23 protein-coding genes are annotated in these 24,756 nt (G+C 69.4%); 20 read left to right on the top strand and 3 right to left on the bottom strand.

What is annotated here, in order from left to right:
• Positions 1-292: 292 nt before the first annotated feature.
• From WS96_RS06085 to WS96_RS06040, 10 genes are all read left to right on the top strand, one after another.
• A complete protein-coding gene (locus WS96_RS06085) occupies positions 293-1,417 on the top strand; it encodes an MlaE family ABC transporter permease (RefSeq protein WP_059795530.1) in 1,125 nt (374 codons plus the stop codon).
• Positions 1,414-2,328 carry an ABC transporter ATP-binding protein gene (locus tag WS96_RS06080; RefSeq protein ID WP_059831215.1) on the top strand — a complete coding sequence of 305 codons (915 nt, stop codon included), beginning with the start codon at positions 1,414-1,416 and terminating at the stop codon, positions 2,326-2,328. Before WS96_RS06085 ends, WS96_RS06080 begins: the two co-directional genes overlap by 4 nt.
• Before the next feature lie 17 nt (positions 2,329-2,345).
• Positions 2,346-3,275 (top strand): MlaD family protein, encoded by a 930-nt coding sequence (locus WS96_RS06075; protein WP_059831213.1) that lies wholly within the window; start codon positions 2,346-2,348, stop codon positions 3,273-3,275.
• Between the two features lie 38 nt (positions 3,276-3,313).
• A complete protein-coding gene (locus WS96_RS06070; protein ID WP_034208774.1) occupies positions 3,314-3,937 on the top strand; it encodes an ABC-type transport auxiliary lipoprotein family protein in 624 nt (207 codons plus the stop codon).
• A 19-nt stretch (positions 3,938-3,956) separates the two neighbouring features.
• Positions 3,957-5,108 (top strand): VanZ family protein, encoded by a 1,152-nt coding sequence (locus WS96_RS06065; RefSeq protein WP_059831212.1) that lies wholly within the window; start codon positions 3,957-3,959, stop codon positions 5,106-5,108.
• A gap of 155 nt (positions 5,109-5,263) precedes the next feature.
• Complete coding sequence (locus tag WS96_RS06060; RefSeq protein ID WP_034208488.1) at positions 5,264-5,581, top strand: (2Fe-2S) ferredoxin domain-containing protein; 318 nt, start codon at positions 5,264-5,266, stop codon at positions 5,579-5,581.
• A gap of 13 nt (positions 5,582-5,594) precedes the next feature.
• Positions 5,595-6,239 (top strand): alpha/beta hydrolase, encoded by a 645-nt coding sequence (locus tag WS96_RS06055; protein ID WP_059506516.1) that lies wholly within the window; start codon positions 5,595-5,597, stop codon positions 6,237-6,239.
• Positions 6,240-6,783: 544 nt separating this feature from the next.
• Entirely contained in the window at positions 6,784-8,094 is a 1,311-nt protein-coding gene (locus WS96_RS06050) for a D-alanyl-D-alanine carboxypeptidase family protein (RefSeq protein WP_059831210.1), read from the top strand.
• 48 nt (positions 8,095-8,142) lie between these two features.
• Entirely contained in the window at positions 8,143-9,069 is a 927-nt protein-coding gene (locus WS96_RS06045; RefSeq protein WP_034208484.1) for a D-amino acid aminotransferase, read from the top strand.
• Positions 9,069-9,377: an HP0495 family protein gene (locus WS96_RS06040; protein ID WP_027785546.1), complete on the top strand. Its 309-nt coding sequence runs from the start codon at positions 9,069-9,071 to the stop codon at positions 9,375-9,377. Before WS96_RS06045 ends, WS96_RS06040 begins: the two co-directional genes overlap by 1 nt.
• Before the next feature lie 22 nt (positions 9,378-9,399).
• Here the strand turns inward: WS96_RS06040 and WS96_RS06035 are convergent, their stop codons facing one another.
• Positions 9,400-10,389 carry a transcriptional regulator GcvA gene (locus WS96_RS06035; RefSeq protein WP_006485238.1) on the bottom strand — a complete coding sequence of 330 codons (990 nt, stop codon included), beginning with the start codon at positions 10,387-10,389 and terminating at the stop codon, positions 9,400-9,402.
• A 102-nt stretch (positions 10,390-10,491) separates the two neighbouring features.
• On the opposite strand from WS96_RS06035, the gene WS96_RS06030 reads away from it, so the two are divergent.
• The 6 genes from WS96_RS06030 (at position 10,492) to WS96_RS06005 (ending at position 15,741) form a co-directional block, all read left to right on the top strand.
• Positions 10,492-10,818 carry a DUF2917 domain-containing protein gene (locus WS96_RS06030; protein WP_034208773.1) on the top strand — a complete coding sequence of 109 codons (327 nt, stop codon included), beginning with the start codon at positions 10,492-10,494 and terminating at the stop codon, positions 10,816-10,818.
• An 84-nt stretch (positions 10,819-10,902) separates the two neighbouring features.
• Positions 10,903-11,667, top strand: coding sequence for a lipoyl(octanoyl) transferase LipB (gene lipB, locus WS96_RS06025; protein WP_059831209.1), 765 nt, complete (start codon positions 10,903-10,905; stop codon positions 11,665-11,667).
• Positions 11,660-12,652: a lipoyl synthase gene (gene lipA / locus WS96_RS06020; RefSeq protein WP_006499067.1), complete on the top strand. Its 993-nt coding sequence runs from the start codon at positions 11,660-11,662 to the stop codon at positions 12,650-12,652. Before lipB ends, lipA begins: the two co-directional genes overlap by 8 nt.
• A gap of 257 nt (positions 12,653-12,909) precedes the next feature.
• Positions 12,910-13,926 (top strand): taurine ABC transporter substrate-binding protein, encoded by a 1,017-nt coding sequence (gene tauA / locus WS96_RS06015; RefSeq protein WP_059831207.1) that lies wholly within the window; start codon positions 12,910-12,912, stop codon positions 13,924-13,926.
• A 40-nt stretch (positions 13,927-13,966) separates the two neighbouring features.
• Positions 13,967-14,767 carry a taurine ABC transporter ATP-binding protein gene (locus WS96_RS06010; protein WP_059831205.1) on the top strand — a complete coding sequence of 267 codons (801 nt, stop codon included), beginning with the start codon at positions 13,967-13,969 and terminating at the stop codon, positions 14,765-14,767.
• Positions 14,764-15,741, top strand: a complete 978-nt coding sequence (locus WS96_RS06005; protein WP_059831203.1) for an ABC transporter permease subunit — start codon at positions 14,764-14,766, stop codon at positions 15,739-15,741. The genes WS96_RS06010 and WS96_RS06005 overlap by 4 nt, the downstream gene beginning before the upstream one ends.
• Before the next feature lie 48 nt (positions 15,742-15,789).
• Here the strand turns inward: WS96_RS06005 and ggt are convergent, their stop codons facing one another.
• The gene (gene ggt / locus WS96_RS06000) at positions 15,790-17,664 is read right to left on the bottom strand and encodes a gamma-glutamyltransferase (protein WP_059831201.1); all 1,875 of its coding nucleotides are present in this window, start codon (positions 17,662-17,664) and stop codon (positions 15,790-15,792) included.
• 166 nt (positions 17,665-17,830) lie between these two features.
• Positions 17,831-18,793: a LysR family transcriptional regulator gene (locus tag WS96_RS05995; protein WP_034208478.1), complete on the bottom strand. Its 963-nt coding sequence runs from the start codon at positions 18,791-18,793 to the stop codon at positions 17,831-17,833.
• Between the two features lie 159 nt (positions 18,794-18,952).
• On the opposite strand from WS96_RS05995, the gene WS96_RS05990 reads away from it, so the two are divergent.
• Genes WS96_RS05990 through WS96_RS05975 form a run of 4 tightly spaced genes read left to right on the top strand, consistent with a single transcriptional unit; the run spans position 18,953 to position 24,691 of the window.
• A complete protein-coding gene (locus WS96_RS05990) occupies positions 18,953-21,079 on the top strand; it encodes a 3-hydroxyacyl-CoA dehydrogenase NAD-binding domain-containing protein (protein ID WP_059831199.1) in 2,127 nt (708 codons plus the stop codon).
• 29 nt (positions 21,080-21,108) lie between these two features.
• On the top strand, positions 21,109-22,305 hold the full coding sequence (locus WS96_RS05985) for an acyl-CoA dehydrogenase family protein (RefSeq protein ID WP_059831197.1): 1,197 nt from the start codon (positions 21,109-21,111) through the stop codon (positions 22,303-22,305).
• A gap of 14 nt (positions 22,306-22,319) precedes the next feature.
• A complete protein-coding gene (locus tag WS96_RS05980) occupies positions 22,320-23,456 on the top strand; it encodes an acyl-CoA dehydrogenase family protein (protein WP_059831195.1) in 1,137 nt (378 codons plus the stop codon).
• A 29-nt stretch (positions 23,457-23,485) separates the two neighbouring features.
• The gene (locus tag WS96_RS05975; RefSeq protein WP_059831230.1) at positions 23,486-24,691 is read left to right on the top strand and encodes a CaiB/BaiF CoA transferase family protein; all 1,206 of its coding nucleotides are present in this window, start codon (positions 23,486-23,488) and stop codon (positions 24,689-24,691) included.
• The last annotated feature ends 65 nt before the right edge of the window (positions 24,692-24,756 follow it).

Below are 24,756 nucleotides of genomic sequence, written 5' to 3'. Positions count from 1 at the left end.
GTGTTCTGTTTTATGAAGCGCGAGGTACGCACGAATGGCGGCGCGGTGCGCCGACGGCCTGAGGTGCGGCGCGTGAGAGTATCGAAAGGAAACGTGACGGAACAATGAAAGGTTGCGATGCCGGCAGCGGGCCGCAGCCGGCGGCGGCCTCGGGCCGGGCCCGGCCGGCGCCCCGGGCTCGACGCTCACGGCTGCGCGCCGCGCCCCCGACGCCGCGCCGGAAATCCTCACGTCGCGGCGTCGGGCGGTTCGCTACAATGGCCGCTGTCATCCTTTTGCAAACAACCTGCCCTTGGACTTCGAGACTCCTCCCGGCCTGTCGGTCGACGCCGGCGGCCAGGGCCAGACGGTGCGCCTGACCGGCCAGTGGACCGCGCTGTCGCTCGCGCGCAACCGCGGCGCCGTGGCGCGCCGCATCGCGAGCATCGCCGCCGGGCGCGTGAGCGAATGGGATCTGTCCGGCATCGAGCGGCTCGATCACGTCGGCGGCCAGGCGCTGTGGCGCGTGTGGGGCCGCAAGCTGCCGGCCGGCGTCGCGCTGAGCGCCACGCAGCGCACGATCTTCGAGCGCATCGAGCGGCTCGACAGCCAGCGCGAGGCGCCCGAGCGCATCGTGCGGTTCGATCCCGTCACGCGGCTCGGCCAGGCGATCTTCTCGTTCGGCGAACACCTGCAGGGCGGCATCGCGATGTTCGGCCTCGTGATCCTCGATGCGCTGTCGGTGCTGCGCCGCCCGCGGACGATGCCGTGGCGGGAAACCTCCGCGAACATCTACAGCGCAGGTGCACAGGCGCTGCCGATCACCGCGCTCGTCGCCTTCCTGATCGGCATCGTGCTCAGCTACCTGTCCGCGCAGCAGTTGCAGATGTTCGGGGCGAACCGCTACATCGTGAACATTCTCGGGCTGTCGGTGATCCGCGAGCTCGGCCCCGTGCTGTCGGCGATTCTCGTCGCGGGCCGGTCGGGCTCCGCGATCACCGCGCAGATCGGCGTGATGCGCGTGACCGAGGAGCTCGACGCGATGCGCGTGATGGGCATCCCGCACGGGCTGCGGCTGATCCTGCCGCGCGTGCTCGCGCTCGGCGTCGCGATGCCGCTGCTCGTGATGTGGACCAACATCATCGCGCTGACGGGCGGCGCGCTCGCCGCGAAGCTGGTGCTCGGCATCGACATCAACTATTTCGTGCGCTCGCTGCCGGGCGTCGTGCCGATCGCGAACCTGTACATCGGGGTCGGCAAGGGCGTCGTGTTCGGCATGCTGATCGCGCTGGTCGCGTGCCATTTCGGCTTCCGGATCAAGGCGAATTCGCAGAGCCTCGGCGAAGGCACGACCACGTCGGTGGTGTCGTCGATCACGGTCGTGATCCTCGCCGACGCGGTGTTCGCGATTCTGTTCCAGAACGTGGGGCTCGGATGAACGCATCGAACGAAACGACCGCGCATGCCGCGGCGATCGGCGCCGGGTCGGTCGGCCCCCGGCCGGACGCGGCCGCCGATGCCGGCGACCTCGTGATCGAGGTGCGCAACCTGACCAAGCGCTACGGGCGCAACATCGTTCACCAGAAGCTCGACTTCGACGTGCGGCGCGGCGAGATCGTGTCGATCGTCGGCGGCTCGGGCTCCGGCAAGACGACGCTCGTGCGCCAGATCCTCGGCCTGGAGCGGCCGACGTCGGGCACGATCAAGGTGTTCGGCCAGGATACGGCGACGATCGACGACGCGAGCGCGCGGATGATGCGCACGCGTTCGGGGATGCTGTTCCAGCAGGGCGCGCTGTTCTCGTCGATGACGGTGTTCGACAACGTCGCGCAGCCGCTGCGCGAGCTCGGCCGCGTGCCGCCGGACCTGCTGCACGACATCGTGATGCTGAAGCTGGAGATGGTCGGGCTGCCGTGCAAGCACGCGTCGAAGATGCCGGCCGCGCTGTCGGGCGGGATGGTGAAGCGGGTCGGCATCGCGCGCGCGATCGCGCTGGAGCCCGAGCTGCTGTTCCTCGACGAGCCGACGGCCGGCCTCGATCCGCAGGCCTCCGACGAATTCGTCGAGCTGATCGCGACGCTGCACCGCACGCTCGGGCTGACCGTCGTGATGGTGACGCACGACCTCGATACGATGGTCGCGCTGTCGACGCGCGTCGCGGTGCTGGCCGATCGCAAGGTGCTGGTCGCCGCGCCCGTCGAGGAGGCCGCGAACGTCGACCATCCGTTCATCCACGAATATTTCCTGGGGCTGCGCGGGCGCCGCGCATTGCAGGCACTGCCGCCCGAGCGGCGCGCGAAGCTGCCGAAGGCGGCCCTCGAACCGGCGCTGTCGAGCGTCGAGCTGTAGAAGCAAGGAACCCGCGAATGGAAAATAAATCACATGCGTTCTGGGCCGGCCTGTTCACGATCGCGCTGACGCTCGCGATCGCGGGCACCGTGTTCTGGTTCAACGTCGACCGCACCGTGCGCGTGCCGTACGACCTGCTCGCGCGCACCAACGTGACGGGGCTGTTCCCGGACGCGGCCGTGCGCTTTCGCGGCCTCGACGTCGGCAAGGTGCAGTCGATCGGCTTCGATCGCACGCATCCGGGCCAGATCCGGATCCGCATCCTCGTCGATCACGACGCGCCGATCACGCAGTCGACCTACGGCAGCCTCGGCTTCCAAGGCGTGACGGGTATCGCGTTCGTGCAGCTCGAGGATACGGGGCGCGATCTGTCGCCGCTGCCGTCGTCGCCGAAGTCGATCGCGCAGATCCCGATGCGGCCGAGCCTGTTCGACCAGATCCAGGAGCGCGGCGACGTGCTGCTGCGGCAGCTCGAACTCGCGGCGAAGAGCGCGAACGCGCTGATGTCGCCCGAGATGCGCGAGCAGTTGCGCGCGACCGCCGAAAGCCTGCAGCACGCGGCCGACGGCGCGGCGACGCTGACGAAGCAGCTCGGCCCGGCGGTCACCGCGCTGCCGGAGACGATGCACGAGGTGAACCGCGCGATGGCGTCGGCGAACACGCTGCTGCAGCCGAACGGGCCGCTCGTGACGAATCTGAACAAGGCCGGCACGGCCGCCGAGCAGGTCGGCGTCGCGCTGAACGGGCTCAACGCGCGCGTGCAGTACGACACGCTGCCGCGCTTCAATGCGCTGGCCGACAGCGTCGGCGACGCGTCGCGGCAATTGAAGGACGTCGCCGGCGAACTCGGCCGCAACCCGCGCAGTCTGTTGTTCGGATCGCCCGGCGCGGCGCCGGGGCCCGGCGAAGCGGGCTTCGTCTGGCCGGGTGCGACGGCCGGGCAATGACGTCCATCGAAACCGGAAACATCATGCAGGAATACGCCATGCCACGAATCCTTGACCGCGCGCTGCGTCCGGCCGCGGCCGCGCTTGCCGCGCTGACGCTCGCGCTGGCGGCCGGTTGCGCCGGCAACAACGCGGTGCTGTCGAACATCCGCTACGACCTCGGGCCCGTGTCGTCGGTGGCGACCACCGGGTCCGGCCCCGCGCTGAAGGTGCTCGACGTCGCCGCGCCCGACGCGCTCGATACGGACAAGTTCGCGTACCGCCTCGCGTACGCCGATGCGCAGCACGTGGCCGTCTATCGCGACAGCCGCTGGACCGCGCCGCCCGCGCAGTTGCTCACGCAACGGCTGCGCGGCGCGCTGTCGTCGCGCGGCACGGTGCTCGAAGGGGCCGACGGCGTGCGTGCGCCGACCCTCAAGGTCGACCTGAGCGAATTCGAACAGGTCTTCGACGGGCAGTCGCAAAGCCACGGCGCGGTGACCGCGCGCGCGACGCTGATGCTCGACGGCAAGGTGCTCGGCCAGCGCACGTTCGTCGCGCGCGCGCCGTCGAGCACGCCCGACGCGGCCGGCGGCGCGCGTGCGCTCGCGGCGGCCAGCGACGAACTCGTGTCGCAGATCGCCGCGTGGGTCGGCGTGCAGGCGTACGCGGGCACGCCGTGACGCCCGGCGGGCAGCCGCGATGAGCGCGTCCGGCACGCATCGCGCGTCGCCGCTCGCGCGGCAGGCGTTTGTCGCCTACGCGGCGCTGATCGTCTACGCGTCGCTGTATCCGTTCGAAGGCTGGGCGTCGCTCGGCATCGGTCCGTTCGATTACCTGTTCGCGCCGATGCAGCGCTACGTGACGGCGTTCGACGTGGTCACGAACGTGCTCGGTTATCTGCCGTTCGGCGCGCTCGGCGTGCTCGCGCTGCACCCGCGCTGGCGCGGCGTGGCCGCGACGCTGATCGCGAGCGTGCTCGGCGTGCTGCTGTCGGGGACGATGGAGGCGCTGCAGACCTACCTGCCGACGCGCGTCGCGTCGAATCTCGATCTCGGCGCCAACGCGCTCGGCGCGCTGCTGGGCGCGGCGCTCGCTGCGCCGGCCGCCGGCGCGCTGCTCGACCGCGGCGTGCTGCGCCGGCTGCGCTTCGCATGGCTGGAGGCCGACGGGTCGACGCCGCTGCTGCTCACCGCGCTGTGGCCGTTCGCGATCGTGTTTCCGTCGCCGTTCCTGTTCGGCATCGGCGACTGGCCGGCCGCGCTGTGGGAGCGCGCCGACGCGTCGATGCAGGACGCGCTGCTCGCATGGCTGCCGGCCGCGTGGCACGTCAGCGAATGGCCCGAGCGGGTCGACGGCTGGTTGTCGGATTCCGCGTGGGAAGCCGTGCTCGGCGGGCTGATGCTGTTCCCCGCGCTGGCGATCGCCTCGCTCGCGATGCGCCCGCGCGCGCCGCGCATCCGGCTGCTGGTCGCGCTGGTGGTTGCCACGCTCCTGTTGAAGGCGGCCGCGACGTTCATGCAGTCGGCCACCGGCCTCGTCGTCGTGTGGGCGACGCCCGGCGCGCGGCTCGGCATCGAGCTGGGTTTCGCGGCGGCGCTCGTCGCATTGCGCGTGCCGGCGACGTGGCGCGCGATGCTCGCGGCGCTCGCGTTGCTGGCCGGCGTCGCGCTCGTGAACCTGCTGCCGGTCAACCCGTTCTTCGACTTCACGCTGTCGGGGTGGCGGCAGGGCCGCTACGTGCACTTCAACAGCATCGCGCGCTGGCTCGCATGGATCTGGCCCTACGCGGCGCTGATCTGGCTCGGCCAGCGCGTCGAGCACGCGTGGCTGCCGGCCGCGCTGCGCCGCTGACGCGGCAGCCGGGGCCCGTGCGGCGGCGGCCGTGCCGCGGGCAGCCGCGTGCGCCGGTCGCTATAATCGTCCGCATCCTCCGTTGCCGCTTCGCGTAACGGCAATTCATCGCCCTTCTTTCCGCACGGCCTCGCGCCGGGCCGCACGTCACCATCATGGATTCCTACTACCAGCACCACGTCTTCTTCTGCCTGAACCAGCGCGAACCGGGCGCCGAGCGCCCGAGCTGCGCGCAATGCGACGCGCAGACCATGCAGGAATACGCGAAAAAGCGCGTGAAGGAACTCGGTCTCGCGGGGCCCGGCAAGGTCCGCATCAACAAGGCCGGCTGCCTCGACCGCTGCGAGGAAGGGCCGGTGATGGTCGTGTATCCGGAAGGCACGTGGTACACGTACGTCGATCGGGCCGACATCGACGAGATCGTCGAGTCGCACCTGCGCGACGGCAAGGTCGTCGAGCGCCTGAAGATCTGAGCGGGCCGGCCGAATGAACGTTCATACGCAGAAATCGCTGATCGCGGGCCCGATCGGCCAGATCGAAATCGCGGTCGACCTGCCCGACGCGGTGCGCGAAGGCGGCGCCGCGCCGCGCGGCATCGCGCTCGTCGCGCATCCGCATCCGTTGTTCGGCGGCACGATGGACAACAAGGTCGCGCAGACGCTCGCGCGCACGCTCGTGCAACTGAACTACGTCGTCTACCGGTCGAACTTCCGCGGCGTCGGCGCGACCGAAGGCGTGCACGACAACGGCGCCGGCGAGGCCGACGACCTGCTCGCGGTGCTCGCGCACATGCGCGCGCAGCCCGCGTATGCGGACCTGCCGCTCGTGCTCGCGGGCTTCTCGTTCGGCACCTTCGTGCTGTCGCACGTCGCCAAGCGGCTGCGCGACGCGGGCGAGACGATCGAGCGGATGGTGTTCGTCGGCACGGCCGCGAGCCGCTGGCAGGTGGCCGACGTGCCCGAGAACACGCTCGTGATCCACGGCGAAACCGACGACACGGTGCCGATCGCGTCGGTGTACGACTGGGCGCGGCCGCAGGAGCTGCCGGTCGTCGTGATCCCCGGCGCCGAGCATTTCCTCCATCGCAAGCTGCACGTGTTGAAGCGCATCATCGTCGACGCGTGGCGCTAGGCCGGCGCAAGCCCGTCATGAGCGTGCACGGGCCCTAGCCCTGCATGCGGGCGCCGGCGCAAGCGCCGGCGGCCCGTGCCGCGCACCGTCGCCCGGCCGGACGATGCGCGACCCTTCCCCGCACTTCACGCGACATCGCGCCGCACCGCAACCCGGCTGCCGCACGCTGGCGCAACGCGCGTTGCACGCCGCATGCGACCGCCCGTCGCGCGGCGTCGAGCACGCGTGCCCGATGCGTCGCCGCGCGATGCGCGCGCAGCCGGCATGCGGGCGTTCGGCGGCCAAGTTCGCGAAAACGCCGTTCGCGGCCACGTATAATGGCCGCATTCCGCGTTGCCCGCGGCCCGGCTGGGCCCATGCGGCGCTCGTTTCGCCGCCTGTCCGCCCGCTCGCGACGGCCGCGAACCGAACGCGTCCGCACGAGTCCAACCGGCGCGTTTCGCGTCGCCCGACGGTGTCGGGCGAGTGCCCGAAACGCCCGCCGCCTTGCCGTTCAACCCTGCGCGTTTCGCACCGCACTTTCTGCCATCAGCCTGAATCGATCATGCGTCTGTCTTCCCAAGGCCTCAAGTCCCTCGCTTCCTCCATCGCCTTCGGCACCGCCGCGCGCAACGTCGCGCTCGGCGTGATGCTGCCCGTCGCGCTCGTATCGACCATCGTCGTCGCCGAGGCGAAGCCGGCCGCCAAGGCCAAGGCCGCGCATGCGGCGCCGGCCGCCGAGCAGTCCACCGGCGCGCCCGCGACCTACATGCCGGGCGCGGTGCCGCCGCCGGGCGTGAACGCACGCTCGTGGGTGCTCGTCGACGCGACGAGCAACACGGTGCTCGCATCGGGCAATGCGGACGAACGCGTCGAGCCGGCGTCGCTGACGAAGCTGATGACGGCGTACCTCGTGTTCGAGGCGCTCGACAAGAAGAAGATCTCGATGGAGCAGATCGTCACGCCGAGCGACGCCGTGCGCCGCGTCGGCCGCGACGAGTCGCGCATGTTCATCGAGGCGAACAAGCCGGTGTCCGTGCATGACCTCGTGTACGGGATGATCATCCAGTCGGGCAACGATGCCGCGATCGCGCTGGCCGAACTCGTCGGCGGCAGCGAAGGGCAGTTCGTCACGATGATGAACGACGAGGCCGCGCGCCTCGGCATGAAGGGCACGCACTTCGCCGACGTGAACGGCATGCCCGACCCGAACCACTACACGACGGCCGGCGACCTCGCGAAGCTGTCCGCGCACCTGATCCGCGATTTTCCGCAGTACTACGGGATCTTCTCGGAGAAGGAATTCAAGTACAACAACATCCGCCAGGGCAACCGCAACCGGCTGCTGTGGCTCGACCCGACGGTCGACGGCCTGAAGACGGGCCATACGCAGGCGGCCGGATACTGCCTGATCGCGTCGGCCAAGCGCGCGATCCCGGGTGTCGACGGCCAGCGCCGCCTCGTGTCGGTGATGATGGGCGAGCAGAAGGAAAGCGACCGTACGCAGGACAGCATGAAGATGCTGAACTACGGCTACAGCGCGTTCGACTCGGTGCGCCTGTTCAAGGGCGGCCAGGCGATCGCGACGCCGCGCCTCTACAAGGGCAAGGACAACACCGTGCAGGTCGGCGTGAGCGCCGACCAGTGGGCGACCGTGCCGCGCGGCCTCGGCGACAAGGTCAAGACCGAAGTCGACGTCAACGCGCCGCTGATCGCGCCGCTCGCGCAAGGCCAGCAGGTCGGCACCGTGAAGATCGTCGCCGACGGCAAGACGCTGTCCGAATTCCCGGTCGTGGCACTGCAGGCCGTGCCGGAAGCGGGTATCTTCGGACGTATCTGGGACTCGATCCTGCTGATGTTCAGCAAGAAGAAGTAAGCGCGACGGGCCTTTGTTTTCACGACTTCATCCCCATCTGTCATAGCCATGAGCCAAGCCGAATTCGAACCGATCGTCTACCTCAGCGTGTCGTCGCAGGAGGAACTGGTGCCGCTGTCCGAAGCCCGTGTGCCGGTGCTCGACCGCGGGTTCATCTTCGGCGACGGCGTGTATGAAGTCGTCCCCGTGTATGCGCACGACGGCGCGCACGTGCCGTTCCGGATCGAACAGCATCTGGAGCGGCTCGCACGCAGCCTGAAGAAGATCGGCATCGACGACCCGCACGATGCGGCCGGTTGGCGCGCGCTGATCGAGCGGGTGGTCGCGGCGAACGCCGAAGGCCTCGGCGACGGCAATGCGCTCGTCTACCTGCAGGTGACGCGCGGCGTCGCGAAGCGCGGCCACGCGTTCCCGGCGAACGCGGTGCCGACGGTGTTCGCGATGACGAGCCCGCTGCGCCTGCCGTCGGAAGAGGAGCGCGCGAAGGGCGTGCGCTGCGTGACGGCCGAGGATCGCCGCTGGCTGCATTGCGACATCAAGTCGATCTCGCTGCTCGGCAACGTGTTGATGGCGCAGCATGCGGCCGAACGCGACGCGTTCGAGACGATCCAGTTGCGCGACGAAAACGTGACCGAAGGCTCGTCGTCGAACGTGTGGATCGTGAAGAACGGCGAACTGTTCGCGCCGCCGCGCAGCAACAAGATCCTCGAAGGGGTCCGCTACGCGCTGGTCGAGCAACTGGCCGACGAATGCGGGATCCGGTTCGTCGCGCGCGAGATCAGCGAGGTCGAGCTGCGTTCGGCCGACGAAATCATGATCACGTCGGCCACCAAGGAAATCCTGCCCGTCACGTCGCTCGACGATCTGCCCGTGCAGGGCGGCAAGCCGGGCCCCGTGTTCGCGGCGCTGTACGACGCGTACCAGCGTGCGAAGGCGCGCGAGTTTGAACAGTTTGACCTAACCCGGAGAAAATGATGAGCGAACCGACCAAAACCGTCGAGGTCACCGGCGCGATCGAAACCCGGAAGGAGTCGCTGCTGGAGTTTCCGTGCGATTTCCCGATCAAGATCATGGGCAAGGCGCACCCCGAATTCAAGGACACGATCTTCAAGGTCGTGGCCGTTCACGACAACGAGATCGACGTCGAGAAGATCGAGGAGCGCGCGTCGAGCAGCGGCAATTACACGGGCCTCACGATCACCGTGCGCGCGACGAGCCAGGAGCAGCTCGACAACATCTACCGCGCGCTGACCGGCCATCCGATGGTCAAGGTCGTACTTTAAGGCCCGTTCCTGCGGCCGGGGATCAGCGCAAACGGCCGCTGATCCCTTTCCATCCGCCCTCCAGCGCGCACTCGGCGGGGCATTTCCCCGCCGCGCGCCGCGCGTCCAGCTCGTCGCACAGACGCTTGTATTCGGCGACTTCCTCGAACAGCCAGGTCCGGAACGCCTGCACGCGCGGCGTGTTCAAGAGCGGCGGCGGACACACGAAAAAATAGTGCCACGGGCTCGGCCCGTCGATGTCGAACAGGCGCACGATGCGCCCGTCGAGCAGGTCGTGCACCGCGAGCGAGCGGCGCACCAGCGCGATCCCCTGGCCCTCGATCGCGGCGAGCAGCAGGTTCGACGAATCCTGGTACAGAATGCCCCGTTTCGGCTCGGTCAGCGTGTCGAGCCCGGCCGCGTCGAACCAGGGCCGCCACAGCTCGTCGTCCGAGCGCAGCAGCGGGTAGTGCACGAGATCGGCGGGCGTCTGCGGCAGCTTGCCGCCGTTCAGTGTCGGCGCGCACGCCGGAAAGAACACCTCCTCGAACAGCGGCTCCACGTGAAGCCCCGGATAGCTGCCGAAGCCGAAGCGGATCGCGAGATCGACGTCGTCGCGCGCGAAATCGGTGAGCGAGTTGGTCGATTGCAGCTCGACGTCGATTTCCGGATGCCGCTCGATGAACGTACCGATGCGCGGCGTGATGAAGCGCGCGGCGAACGACGACAGCATCGACACCACCAGCCGCCGATCGCGGTCGCTCGCGCGCACGTCGCGCGTCGCGTCGGCGATCACCATCAGCGCGGTGCGGATCTGCTGCGCGTAGCGCATGCCGGCGTCGGTCAGGCACAGCCGCTTGCCGTTGCGCGTGAACAGCTGCACGCCGAGCTCTTCCTCGAGCGCGCGTACCTGGTGGCTGACCGCGCCGTGCGTGACGAACAGCTCGTCGGCGGCGCGCGAGAAGTTCTCGTGGCGGGCGGCGGCTTCGAACGCGCGAATCGCGTTCAGCGCCGGGAGCTGGCGGAGGTCCATTTGCTAATTTTCCTCACATCGACGTGAAAATTGGTCGTTTGGTCGGGCGCCTTCGAGTGACTACGATTGTAGCCATCGAAGCACTTATTGGCGGAGTCGATCATGCAAGAAATCTCTTCAAGCATCACCTTCGAAATTCCCGCGGGCGAGACCGTGCCGATGAAGGTGCAACGCAGCACGCGGCTGATCGTCCAGTGCGGGCCGGTCTGGGCGACGCGCAGCAACGACGTCGACGATTACTTCCTGGTCGACGGCGAGACGCTCAAGCTGCGCCGCGGCGAGCGGCTGTGGCTCAGCGCGGAAAGCCGGGAGGGCGCGCGCGTCGCGTTCTCGGTGTCGCGGCCGCCGCGGGAAGTCGCGCTCGGCGGGCTGAGCCGGCTGCGCGAACGCGTCGCTGCATTGGTCCACGACGGCTGGCGCACCGTCTGACCGTCGTTTCGTCCGACGGATACCGGCGATCCGTCCCCCACCCAAGGCCGGCGAGACCCACGGGTTTTCGGTAAACTACCGCCCATGTCCGTTTCGCCGGTTTCCATCGTGTCCACGCCTGTCGCCGTTTCCGCATCGCCCGCCGGAGCCCCGGATCAGCCGGCTCAGCCGGCTCAGCCGGTCACCGTGCGGTGGCGGGGCCGCGAGGCCTACGAGACGAGCTTCGACGCGATGCGCACGTTCACCGACACGCGCACGGCCGACACCGGCGACGAGATCTGGGTGATCGAGCATCCGCCCGTCTACACGCTCGGCCAGGCCGGCGACCCGGCGCACCTGCTGGTGGCCGACAGCGGCGTGCCGCTCGTGAAGGTCGACCGCGGCGGACAAATCACCTACCACGGCCCCGGCCAGATCGTCGTCTACCTGCTGCTGGACCTGCGCCGGCGCAAGCTGATGGTGCGCACGCTCGTGACGAAGATCGAGCAGGCCGTGATCGACACCCTCGCGGCGTATAATCTCGCTTCGGTCCGCAAGGCGGGCGCGCCCGGGATCTACGTGGCATCCGGCGTGCACGAGGGCGCGAAGATCGCGGCCCTCGGCCTGAAGATCCGCAACGGCTGCAGCTATCACGGGCTGAGCCTGAACGTGAAGATGGATCTGCGCCCGTTTCTCGCGATCAATCCGTGCGGCTATGCCGGACTGGAAACCGTCGACATGGCGAGCCTCGAGGTTGCCGCCGACTGGAACGACGTCGCCCACACGCTGGTGGGCCGTCTGATCGCCAACCTCGACGGCGCATCCGCGGCCGCCGACAAGCCGCACGCACTGGAACAATCGAATGACTGACGTTACCGCTTCTCCCGCACCGGCCGATACGGCCGCGACCCCGGCCTACGATCCGACCGCCAAGCAGAAGGCGCAGGCGAAGACGGCGCGCATTCCGATCAAGGTCATTCCGATCGAGAAGCTGAAGAAGCCGGAGTGGATCCGCGTGAAGGCGGCTACCGGCAGTTCGCGTTTCAACGAGATCAAGACGATCCTGCGCGAGCACAACCTGCACACCGTGTGCGAGGAAGCGAGCTGCCCGAACATCGGCGAGTGCTTCGGCAAGGGCACCGCGACGTTCATGATCATGGGCGACAAGTGCACGCGCCGCTGCCCGTTCTGCGACGTCGGTCACGGCCGGCCCGATCCGCTCGACGCGGATGAACCGAAGAACCTCGCGCGCACGATCGCCGCACTGAAGCTCAAGTACGTGGTGATCACGAGCGTCGACCGCGACGACCTGCGCGACGGCGGCGCCGCCCACTTCGTCGAGTGCATCCGCGAAGTGCGCGAGCAGTCGCCCGACACGCGCATCGAGATCCTGACGCCGGACTTCCGCGGCCGTCTCGACCGTGCGATTTCGATCCTGAATGCGGCGCCGCCCGACGTGATGAACCACAACCTCGAAACGGTGCCGCGCCTGTACAAGGAAGCGCGCCCGGGTTCGGACTACGCGCACTCGCTGAAGCTCTTGAAGGACTTCAAGGCGCTGCATCCGGACGTCGCGACGAAGTCGGGGCTGATGGTCGGCCTCGGCGAGACGGAAGAGGAAATCCTGCAGGTGATGCGCGACCTGCGCGCGCACGACGTCGACATGCTGACGATCGGCCAGTACCTGCAGCCGTCCGAGCACCACCTGCCGGTGCGCGCGTACGTGCATCCGGATACGTTCAAGATGTACGAGGAAGAGGCGTACAAGATGGGCTTCACGCACGCGGCCGTCGGTGCGATGGTGCGTTCGAGCTATCACGCCGATCTGCAGGCGCATGGGGCGGGGGTGGTCTGAGCACCGCGTTTGCCTCCATCCGCGCCAGACCCGCAGTCCCGAAAGCCCGCAGCGATGCGGGCTTTTTCGTTGGCGCGGCGGTGATCCGCGCATGCGCGCGGCAATCGTCACCCGACCGGACGCGCGATCCAATCCGGCACGAAAAGCAAAGCTGAAACGGCATCGATAGCTTCGCACGATAAGTTCGCTCCCGCCGCGCGCAAAGCTCGTAAAGTCGGCTCTCCGCTTGCAACACCCGCATTCCGAAGGAGAGCCGCATGTCCCGTTTCAGCTTCATCCGCCGCGCCGCCGTCGCGCTGTCCGCCTTTGCCGCGCTCGGCGCGGCGCACGCCGAATCGCGCGAAGTCGTGATCGCGTATCAGGACATGGTCGTGCCGTGGCGCTACGCGCAGGCGAGCGGTGAAGTCGAGAAGGCAACCGGCTACAAGGTCACGTTCCGCAAGCTCGACAGCGGCGCCGACGTGATCCGTGCGCTCGCGTCGGGCTCCGTGCAGCTCGGCGAAGCCGGTTCGAGCCCGATCGCGGCCGGCCTGTCGCAGGGGCTCGACATCTCGCTGTTCTGGGTACTCGACAACATCAACGACGCCGAGGCGCTCGTCGCGCGCAACGGCTCGGGCGTGACCAGCGTCGCCGCGCTGAAGGGCAAGAAGATCGGCGTGCCGTTCGTGTCGACGTCGCACTTCCATACGCTCGTCGCGCTACAGGCCGCGGGCGTCAATCCGAACGACGTGAAGATCGTCAACCTGCGTCCGCCCGAAGTCGCGGCCGCGTGGGCGCGCGGCGACATCGACGCGACCTATATCTGGGATCCGGTGCTCGCGAAGGTCAAGCAGTCGGGCACCGTGCTCACGACGTCGGGCCAGGTTGCGAAGGAAAGTGGCAAGTCGACCTTCGACGGCTTCGTCGTGAGCCGCAAGTTCGCGCGCGAGAACCCCGAGTTCGTCACGCGCTTCGTGAAGGTGCTCGCGGCCGCCGATGCCGACTACCGCGCGCATGCCGCGGCTTGGAAGGTCGGCTCGCCGCAGGTCGCGGCGGTGGCGAAGGTGTCGGGCGCGAACGCGGCGGACGTGCCCGCGAGCCTCGCGCTCTATGCGTTCCCGACGGCGGCCGAGCAGGCTTCGCCGACGTGGCTCGGAGGCGGCGCGCAATCGGGCGCTGCGAAGTCGCTCGCGGCTACGGCCGCGTTCCTCAAATCGCAGGGCACGATCCAGACGGTGCTCGCCGACTATTCGGCGGGCGTCGATCCGCAGTTCGTGCAGAAGGCCGCGCGCTGAGCGCGGTCATCCGGCCCATTCATCGCGGAGCCCTTCGATCATGAGTACGCTGGAGGTCCGCCAGGTATCGGTCGCCTATCCGGGCGAGCGCGGCAGGCCGACGACGCAGGCGCTCGCGCGCGTCGACCTGCGCATCGATGCCGGTGAATTCGTCGTCGCGCTCGGTGCGTCCGGATGCGGGAAGACGACGCTGCTGAACTGCATGGCAGGCTTCGTCGCGCCGACGACGGGCGACGTATGCGTCGACGGCGTGCCGGTCACGGGCCCCGGCGCCGATCGTGGCGTCGTGTTCCAGAAATACGCGCTGCTGCCGTGGCTCGACGTGCTCGACAACGTCGCGCTCGGGCTGCGCTTCGCACGCGTGTCGAGGGCCGAACGCGAAGCGCGCGCGGCGGAGATGCTCGCGCTCGTCGGCCTCGAGCGCCATGCGCACGCGCGCGTGTACGAACTGTCGGGCGGGATGCAGCAGCGGGTCGGCATCGCGCGTGCGCTCGCGAGCGACCCGCGCGTGCTGCTGATGGACGAGCCGATGGGTGCGCTCGACGCGATGACGCGCGGCACGATGCAGGCGCTGGTGCTCGACGTGTGGGCGCGCACCGGCAAGACGGTGTTCTTCATCACGCACGACGTCGAGGAGGCGCTGTTCCTCGCGACGCGTCTCGTCGTGATGACGCCGGGCCCCGGTCGCATTGCCGAAACCTTCGAGCTGCCGTTCGCGCGCCGTTACGTCGAAACGCGCGATGCGCGCGCGGTGAAGTCGTCGCCGGATTTCATCGCGTGGCGCGAGCGGCTGATCGCGTATCTGCATCGCGACGAGGCCGTCGCGGAGGCCGCGCCATGAGCGAACTCGCGCGGCACGGCGTGGCCGTCGGACGCGGCCGGATCAGTACATTGCACAGGCAGGACAGCATGAGCACGCAGGATTCGTGGGCGGCCGATCGCACGGCCGCGGGTGTCGAGCCGGACGACGGTCGCACGACGCGGGCCGAGGCTGCGGCGCGCGCCGTGCGTGCGCGTCGTTCGTCGAACCGCTATCGCTTGCCGGGGCAGGGGAAAACGGCCGCGCTCAGCGCGGCGACGGTCGCTGCGCTGGCCGTGCTGTGGTGGGTTGCGACGCATCGGCAATGGTTGCCGCCGCTGTTTCTCCCCACGCCGGAAGCCGTATGGACGGCCTTCGTCGACGCGTGTCACGGCCGTATCCAGGGCGGCCTGCCGTTGTCCGAGCATCTGTTGTGGAGCGCTGCCCGCGTGTTCGGCGCGTTCGCGCTCGCCGCCGCGCTCGGCGTGCCGGCCGGCATCCTGATGGGCGTGAGCCGCATCGCACGCGGCGTGCTCGATCCGCTGCTGGAGTTCTATCGGCCGCTGCCGCCGCTCGCGTATCTTCCGCTCGTCGTGATCTGGTTCGGCATCGACGAAACGGCGAAGCTCGTCGTGATCTTCCTCGCCTGCTTCGCGCCGATCGCGATGGCCGCACGCGCCGGCGTGCGTGCGGCGACGGTCGAGCAGATCAACGCCGCGTACTCGCTCGGCGGCAGCTTCGCGCAGATCGTGCGGCACGTCGTGTTGCCGGCCGCGCTGCCGGAAATCCTCACCGGGCTGCGGATCGCGATCGGCTTCGGCTGGACGACGCTCGTCGCGGCCGAGATGGTTGCCGCGACGGCCGGGCTCGGGCAGATGGTGCTCAACGCGTCGAGCTTCCTGCGCACCGACATCGTCGTGATGGGGATTCTGATCATCGGCGCGATCGCATGGCTGTTCGATCTGGCGATGCGGTGGGTCGAGCGGCGGGTGGTGCCGTGGAAGGGGAGAGGGTGACTCGAAGCAGGCGGCGCATGCGCGCCGCCTGCTGCCGACAAGCGTCGATCATTCCCCCATCGCTACGCCTTCCCTGCGCGGATCCGCGCCGCCGAACCACACCGTCTGCCCCTGCACGTTCAGCCGCTGGATCCCCTGCAGCCCCGAGTTCATCTCGACGACCTGCACGTCGTGCCCGCGGCCCTTCAGCCCGTCGACGAGCGCGTCCGACACGCGGCCGCGCTCGAGTTGCGTCGGCCCGTTCATCGACCCGAAGTTCGGCAGCGCGATCGCCTGCTGCATCGTCATCCCCCAGTCGAGCACGCCGACGAGCGTCTTCGCGACGTGATTGATGATCGCGGGGCCGCCGGCCGAGCCGACGATCATCGTCACCTGCTTCGTCTTCTTGTCGAACACGAGTTCCGGCGACATCGCCGAGCGCGGCCGCTTGCCCGGCTGCACGCGGTTCGCGACCGGCCGGCCGTTGTCGGTCGACGCGAACGAGAAGTCGGTGAGCTGGTTGTTCAGCAGGAAGCCGCGCACCATCAGCCGGGAGCCGAACGCGTCCTCGATGCTGGTCGTCATCGACAGCGCCTGACCGTAGCGGTCGACGATCGCGATGTCGGACGTCGACGGCAATTCGGCGCTGCGGTCGTCGGCCATCGCGAGCGTCGCGCCCTGCGGCGTGCCGGCCTGCGCGACGCCCATGCTCGTGTCGCCGATCAGCCGCGCGCGCTGCGCGAGATAGGACTTGTCGGTGAGGCTCGCCCAGTTGCCGCCCGGCAGCGGCACGAAATCGGGATCGGCCACGTAGCGCGCGCGATCCGCGTATGCGAGACGTCCGGCTTCGCTGAACAGATGGGCGGCGAACGGCGTCGGCTCGTAGCCGAGCTCGGTGCGCACCGGCTTCTGCGCGCCGATCTGCTGCCAGTCGGGCATCGCCTCGAGAATGCCGAGCATCTGCGCGATCGCGAGGCCGCCCGACGATGGCGGCGGCATCCCGCAGACCACCGAGCGCCGATAGTCGGCGCACAGCGGCGCACGCACCTTCGCCTTGTAGCGCGCGAGATCCTGCAGCGACAGCAGCCCCGGGTTGGTCGGGTGCTTGCGCACCTTCGTGACGATGTCGCGCGCGATCGCGCCGCTGTAGAACGCGTTCGCGCCGCGATCGGCGACCTGGCGCAGCACGGTCGCGAGCGCGGGATTCTTCAGCACCGTGCCGGCAGCCTTCGGTGTGCCGTCCGCATTGTAGAAATACGCGCGGGCGGCCGGGTCGTCGTGCAGGTACTTGTCGTTCGCGATCAGCATCGCGAGCCGCGGGCTGACCGTGAAGCCGCGCTCGGCGAGCCGGATGGCCGGCTGGAACAGCCGGCGCCACGGCAGCTTGCCGTGCGCGCGGTGCGCGGCGTCGAGCATGCGCAGCACGCCCGGCGTGCCGACCGAGCGCCCGCCGACGACGCCTTCGTAGAAGCCCATCGGCTGGCCGGTCGGCCCGTAGAAGAGGCGCTCGGTCGCGGCGGCCGGCGCGGTCTCGCGGCCGTCGTACGCCTGCGTCGTCTTGCCGTCGAAGTACAGCATGAACGCGCCGCCGCCGATGCCCGACGATTGCGGCTCGACCAGCGCGAGCACCATCTGCGTCGCGATGGCCGCGTCGATCGCGGTGCCGCCGGCCTTCAGCATGTCGTAGCCGGCCTGCGTGGCGAGCGGGTTCGCGGCCGCGATCATGAAGTGCTGCGAGGTCCAGCCCGACTTGTCGGTCCAGCCGGACGACAGTTCGGGCGCGTGAACGCCGGGCAGCGGGACGGCCGCGCCCGACGCGGCGGCGACCGCGACGACGGCGCCCGACGGCGCGGACGGGGACGTGCAGCCGGCGTTGAACGCGACGAGCGCGACGGCGGCGAGCAGCGTCCAGGGACGCGAATGCGGACGAATCCGGTCGAACATTGAACCCTCGCAGCAGTGAATTCGAAGGAGACGGCGGCGTCGACGTTGGCGTCGACGTTGGCGTTGGCGTTGGCGTTGGCGCTGGCGCTGGCGCTGGCGCTGGCGTTGGCGCTGGCGTTGGCGTTGGCGCTGGCGTTGGCGCAACGGCGCCGCCCGTCCCGGCGCGCTATTGTCGCCGCGTGCCCGGCGGCTTGTCATCCGACAGGAAACCCTGACGCATCCCGCCGGGCCCGCCCCGGCCGGTCTTTCCGGCCTGTTCGAGGATGAATTCTATGAACGTCGACGTCGCGCGCGTGTGGTGGCGGTTCGGCATGTACAGCATGTACATGTGCGTGCCGAAGATGCTGAGCCGATAAGCGTCGAGCGACGTGACGACGGCGCCGCGGCGCAGATCGTCCTGCATCACGTAGTCGGGCACGATGCCGACGCCGATCCCCGCGAGGATCGCCTGGCGCAGGAACAGGAAGTTCTCCGAAATCAGCGTCGGCTCGAGCAGCACCTCGTGGCGTTCGTCGCCGAGATACGCGGCGATCCGCAGTTGCCGGCCCATCACCGTCGCGGTGACGACCGGCGCGGCGGCCAGCGCGCCGAGGCTCGCCGGCATCCCGTGCGCGGCCGCGAACGCGGGCGACGCGCACGCGACGTAGCGCACCGCGCCCATGTCGCGTGCGACGAGGTTCTGCGGCGGCTCGGACATCACGCGGATCGCGATGTCGACCTCGTCGCGCATCAGGTCTTCCACGCGGTTCTCGAACACCACGTCGAGCACGATGCCCGGATGCCGCCGCTTGAACGCGAGCAGCCAGTCGGACATCACCATCTGCCCGTAGCCGCTCGGCACCGACAGCCGCACGCGGCCTTGCAGGTCCTGCCCGAGCGTGGTCACCGATTCCTGCGCGGCGAGCAGTTCGTTGCGGATGCGCCGGCCGTGCTCGTACAGCTTCAACCCGATCTCGGTCGGCTCCATGCGCCGCGTCGTGCGCCGTACGAGCTGCTGGCCGATCGAGCGTTCGAGCTGGTTCAGCCGGTAGCTGACGTTCGCCCGGCTCATCTTGAGCCGCTGCGCGGCCTTGCTGAGATTGCCGGCGTCGAGGATCTCGACGAGCAGCGTCAGCGCGTTCAGGTCCATGCGGGGTGTCTCCTGATCCGGCCCGTTTAACGGTCGGAAAGCATTCGGTGTCAAGTCGGACTTGACAGCTTGTAAAGGCGTGCGGGAATTGTCAATGAATCTCGATCAATCGAGAATCGGGTCATGCCTGCTGCATCGACAGCTTCGACAGGAGACGCCATGAATTCCCTCGCCACCCCTCCAACCGGCACCGTCACGCGCGAGCGGCGCGACAAGGTGCTCGTCGTCACGATCGACCATCCGCCCGTCAACGCGCTGTCCGCCGACGTGCGGCGCGGCCTCGCCGACGCGATCGACGCCGCGCAGGCCGACGACGCGATCCGCGCGGTGCTGATCGTCGGCGCCGGCCGCAACTTCATCGCGGGCGCCGACATCCGCGAATTCGGCAAGCCGCCGGTGCCGCCGTCGCTGCCCGACGTGTGCGAGCGGATCGAGTCGAGCACGAAGCCGGTCGTGGTCGCGCTGCACGGCGCGACGCTCGGCGGCGGCCTCGAGGTCGCGCTGGCCGCGCATTACCGGCTCGCGGTGCCGGGCGCGAAGCTCGGGCTGCCCGAAGTGACGCTCGGTCTGCTGCCCGGCGCGGGCGGCACGCAGCGCGCGCCGCGCCTGATCGGCGCGAAGGCCGCGCTCGACCTGATGCTGACGGGCCGCCATGCGAGCGCCGAGGAAGCGCTCGCGCTCGGCCTCGTCGATCGCGTCGCGCACAGCGACGACACGCTCGCCGAAGGGCTCGCGTACGCGCAGGAACTCGTGTCGCTCGGCGCGCCCGTGCGCCGCACGCGCGACGCACGGGGCCTGGCGGACCGCGCGGCCGCGCAGGCCGCGCTCGACGCGGCGCGAGCGGAATTGCCGAAGAAGTCGCGCGGCCTTTTCTCGCCGGCGAAGATCGTCGACGCGGTCGAGGCCGCGCTCACGCAGTCGTTCGATGCGGGGATGAAGCTCGAACGCAGCCTGTTCCTGCAGTGTCTCGACAGCCCGCAGCGTGCGGGCCTCGTGCATGCGTTCTTCGCGGAACGCGAAGCGGCGAAGGCGCCCGAGGCGCGGCGCGCGAGCGCGCGGCCGGTCGAGCGGGTCGGCGTGGTCGGCGGCGGCACGATGGGCGCGGGCATCGCGGTCGCGGCGCTCGACGCCGGGCTGCCGGTGACGATGATCGAGCGCGATGAAGCGTCGCTCGCGCGCGGCCGGGCGCACGTCGAGAAGGTGTACGACGGCCTCGTCGCGAAGGGGCGGATGACGCCGGCCGCGCACGCGGCGCGGCTCGCGCGCTTCAAGGGCAGCACGTCGTACGACGCGCTTGCGCAGGCCGACGTCGTGATCGAAGCCGTGTTCGAGGACATGGCCGTGAAGCAGGCCGTGTTCGCCGAGCTCGCCCGCGTGTGCAAGCCGGGCGCGGTGCTCGCGACCAACACGTCGTATCTCGACATCGACGCGCTCGCCGCGAGCATCGACCGGCCGGCTGACGTGATCGGCCTGCATTTCTTCTCGCCGGCCAACGTGATGAAGCTGCTCGAAATCGTCGTGCCGGCGCGCGTGAGCCCGGACGTCGTCGCGACCGCGTTCGCGCTCGCGAAGCAGTTGAAGAAGACGCCGGTGCGCGCGGGCGTATGCGACGGCTTCATCGGCAACCGGATCCTCGCCGTGTACCGGACGGCGGCCGACTACCTGATGGAAGACGGCGCGTCGCCGTACCAGATCGATCGCGCGGTGCGCGAGTTCGGTTTCCCGATGGGCCCGTTCCAGGTGGTCGACCTCGCGGGCGGCGACATCGGCTGGGCAACCCGCAAGCGCCGCGCGGCGACGCGCGACCCGAACGCGCGCTACGTGGAGATTTCCGACCGGCTGTGCGAGCGCGGCTGGTTCGGGCAGAAGACCGGCCGCGGCTACTACCTGTATCCGGACGGCGCGCGCGTCGGCACGCCCGATCCGGAAGTGGAAGCGATCGTCGCGCAAGAACGCGCGAAGAAGGGCGTCACGCCGCGCACGTTCACCGACGGCGAGATCCTGCGCCGCTACCTCGCCGCGATGATCAACGAAGGCGCGAACGTCGTGCACGAGAAGATCGCGCTGCGCCCGCTCGACGTCGACGCGGTGTTCCTGTACGGCTACGGCTTCCCGCGCTATCGCGGCGGCCCGATGCACTACGCGGACACGGTCGGCCTCGCGAACGTGCTCGCCGATATCCGCGCGTTCGCGAAGGAGGATCCGCTGTTCTGGAAGCCGTCGCCGCTGCTCGTCGATCTCGTCGCGCGCGGCGCGGATTTCGCGAGCCTGAACCGCATCGACTGAACGCCAACCGCATTTGCAACGGACCGAAGATGGACCTCGATTTCACGCCCGAAGAAGAAGCCTTCCGCGCGGAAGTGCAGCGCTTCCTGCAAGCCGAACTGCCCGAGCGCATCGCGCGCAAGGTGAAGGGGGGCCTGCATCTGACGCGCGACGACATGCGCGAATGGCACGCGATCCTGAACGCGCGCGGCTGGCTCGCGAGCCACTGGCCGCGCGAATACGGCGGCCCCGGCTGGAGCGTCGCGCAGAAGTTCCTGTTCGACAACGAATGCGCGCTCGCCGGCGCACCGCGCATCGTGCCGTTCGGCGTGAACATGCTCGGCCCCGTGCTGATCAAGTACGGCAGCGACGCGCAGAAGCGCCATTGGCTGCCGCGCATTCTCGACGGCACCGACTGGTGGTGCCAGGGCTATTCGGAGCCGGGCGCCGGCTCCGATCTCGCGGCGGTGAAGACGAGCGCGATGCGCGTTGGCGATCACTACGTCGTGAACGGCCAGAAGACGTGGACCACGCTCGGCCACTACGCGAACATGATCTTCTGCCTCGTGCGCACCGCGACCGACGTGCGCAAGCAGGAAGGCATCAGCTTCCTGCTGATCGACATGAACACGCCGGGCGTCGAGGTGCGCCCGATCATCACGCTCGACGGCGAGCACGAGGTGAACGAGGTGTTCTTCACCGACGTGCGCGTGCCCGTGGAAAACCTGGTCGGCGAAGAGAACCGCGGCTGGACCTACGCGAAATACCTGCTCACGTACGAGCGCACCAACATCGCCGGAATCGGCTTCTCGACCGCCGCCCTCGACCGGCTGCGCGCGGTGGCCGCGAAGGTCACGAAGAACGGCCGGCCGCTCGCGGACGATCCGTTCTTCGCGGCACGTGTCGCGCGCGTCGAGATCGAACTGGAAAACATGCGCACGACCAACCTGCGCGTGCTGGCCGCGGTCGCGGGCGGCGGCGTGCCGGGCGCGGAAAGCTCGATGCTGAAGATCCGCGGCACGCAGATTCGCCAGGAAATCACCGCGCTGATGCGGCGCGCGATGGGGCCGTATGCGCAGCCGTTCGTCGAAGAGGCGCTCGACGCCGACTACGCGGGCGAACCGGTCGGCCCCGACGAAGCCGCGAGCGCCGCGCAGCAGTACTTCAACAACCGGAAGCTGTCGATTTTCGGCGGCTCGAACGAGATCCAGAAGAACATCATCGCGAAGATGATGCTCGGGCTGTAACGGGGGACGCGACGATGGATTTCCAGCACACAGAAGACCGCCGGATGCTGGCGGACACGTTGAACCGCTTCATCGCCGAACAGTACGCGTTCCCGGTGCGCGACCGCATCGCGCAGTCGGCCGAAGGCTTCGACCGCGCGATGTGGCGGCGCTTCGCCGAACTCGGCACGGTCGGCGCGCTGTTTCCGGAAGCCGACGGCGGCTTCGGCGGCGCGGGCTTCGACATCGCCGTGGTGTTCGAATGCCTCGGGCGCGGGCTCGTCGTCGAGCCGTTCCTCGGCGCGCTGCTGGCCGGCCGTGCGCTGTCGCTCGCGGGCGGCGATGCGCATCGCGACAAGCTCGCCGCGCTGATCGACGGCAGCGCGAGCGCCGCGTTCGCGCACGACGAGCCGGGTTCGCACTACGAGCTGACGACCGTGCGCACGCGCGCCGAACGTGCGGGCGACGGCTGGGTGTTGACGGGCGCGAAGGGCGTCGTCGACCAGGCCGCGCAGGCGGCGTTCTTCGTCGTCAGCGCGCGCGTGTCGGGGCGCGACGACGACGCGGCCGGCATCGGCCTGTTCGTCGTGCCGGCCGAGGCGCCGGGCGTGTCGCTGCGCGACTACCGGAAGATCGACGGCGGCCGCGCGGCCGAAGTGCGCTTCGAGCGCGTCGCGCTGCCGGCCGATGCGGCGCTCGGCACCCACGACGGCGAAGCGGGCGCCGAGCTGCTCGAACGCGTGCTCGGCTACGGGCTGCTCGCGCTGTCGGCGCAAGCGCTCGGCGCGATGGACGTCGCGAAGGAGGCGACGCTCGAGTATCTGCGCACGCGCAAGCAGTTCGGGATGCCGATCGGCAGCTTCCAGGCGCTGCAGCACCGGATGGCCGATCTGCTGCTCGAAGTCGAGCAGGCGCGCTCGGCCGTGATCAACGCGGCCGCGCAGCTCGATGCGCCGCGCGCGGTGCGCGAGCGCGCGCTCGCGGCGGCGAAATACAGCATCGGCCGGATCGGCACGCTCGTCGCCGAGGAATGCATCCAGCTGCACGGCGGAATCGGGATGACGTGGGAATTGCCGCTCGCGCACTACGCGAAGCGGCTCGTGATGATCGATCACCAGCTCGGCGACGAGGATCACCATCTCGCGCGCTACATCGCGCTGTCCAAACGATAACGGCGCAAACGCGAATGGAGGAGACGACGATGACGAACGACACGCGCGCGCTGCCGCTGGCCGGCGTGAAGGTGCTCGATTTCTCGCGCGTGCTCGCGGGCCCGTGGTGCGCGATGGTGCTCGCCGATTTCGGCGCGGAAGTGATCAAGGTCGAGCATCCGGCGCGCGGCGACGATACGCGCGACTGGGGGCTGCGGATCGGCGACACCGAGACCACGTATTTCAACAGCGTGAACCGCAGCAAGCGCTCGATCTGCGTCGACCTGCAGACGGACGCCGGCCAGCGCATCGCGCGCGAGCTGGCCGCCCGGGCCGACGTGGTGCTCCACAACTTCAAGTGCGGCGGCGCGGAGAAGCTCGGGCTCGGCTATGACGCGCTGGCCGAGCTGAATCCGCGCCTCGTGCACTGCGCGATCTCCGGCTACGACCGTTCGGGCCCGGAGGCCGCGCGGCCCGGCTACGACCTCGTCGTCCAGGGCGAGGCCGGGCTGATGGCGCTGAACGGCGAGGCCGGCCAGCCGCCGCTGAAGTTCGGCGTCGCGGCGGTCGACCTGTTCACCGGCATGTATTCGGCGCAGGCGATCCTCGCCGCACTTTACGAGCGCCATGCGACGGGGCGCGGTCGCCGCATCGAGATGGCGCTGTTCGACTGCGGGCTGATGATCACCGCGTACTACGGGCTCGACGCGCTGCTGATGGGCGAGGACCCGCCGCGCTACGGCAACGCGCATCCGTCGATCGTGCCGTACGGCGTATTCGATGCGGCCGACGGCCCGCTCGTGATCACGGTCGGCAACAACACGCAGTTCGCGCGCTTTTGCGACGCGATCGAGCGGCCCGATCTCGCGGCCGACGAACGCTACAGGACCAACCTCGGCCGTTCGGAGAATCGCGCCGACCTGCTGCCCGAGATTCGCCGCGAACTCGCGCGCCGCTCGCGTGCGACGCTGCTGGCGGCGCTCGCCGCCGCGGGCATTCCGTGCGGCGAAGTGCTCGGGCTGCACGAAGCATTGACGTCGGAACGCGCCACCCGCGCCGGGCTCGTCACGCGGCAGCCGCATCCGGTCGCGGGCGGGGTCGACGTGCTCGCGCCGCCGTACCGCTTCGACGGCGCGCGGCTGCCGGTGCGCGGTGCGCCGCCGGTGCTCGGCGCGGATACGGACGCGGTGCTCGGCGGCTGGCTCGGGATGTCGGCCGACGAGGTTGCGCGGCTGCGTGCGGCTCGCGTCGTGTAACGCGTTGCATGGATTGCCGCCGCGGCGCGGGCGGAGCAGTCGATACGCGCCGACCATCCACGAGA

It is taken from the genome of Burkholderia sp. MSMB1835, assembly GCF_001526365.1.
Lineage (GTDB): Bacteria > Pseudomonadota > Gammaproteobacteria > Burkholderiales > Burkholderiaceae > Burkholderia.
The sequence above is the reverse complement of the archived record's forward strand: the minus strand, read 5'-3'. Positions and strand labels throughout refer to the sequence as shown.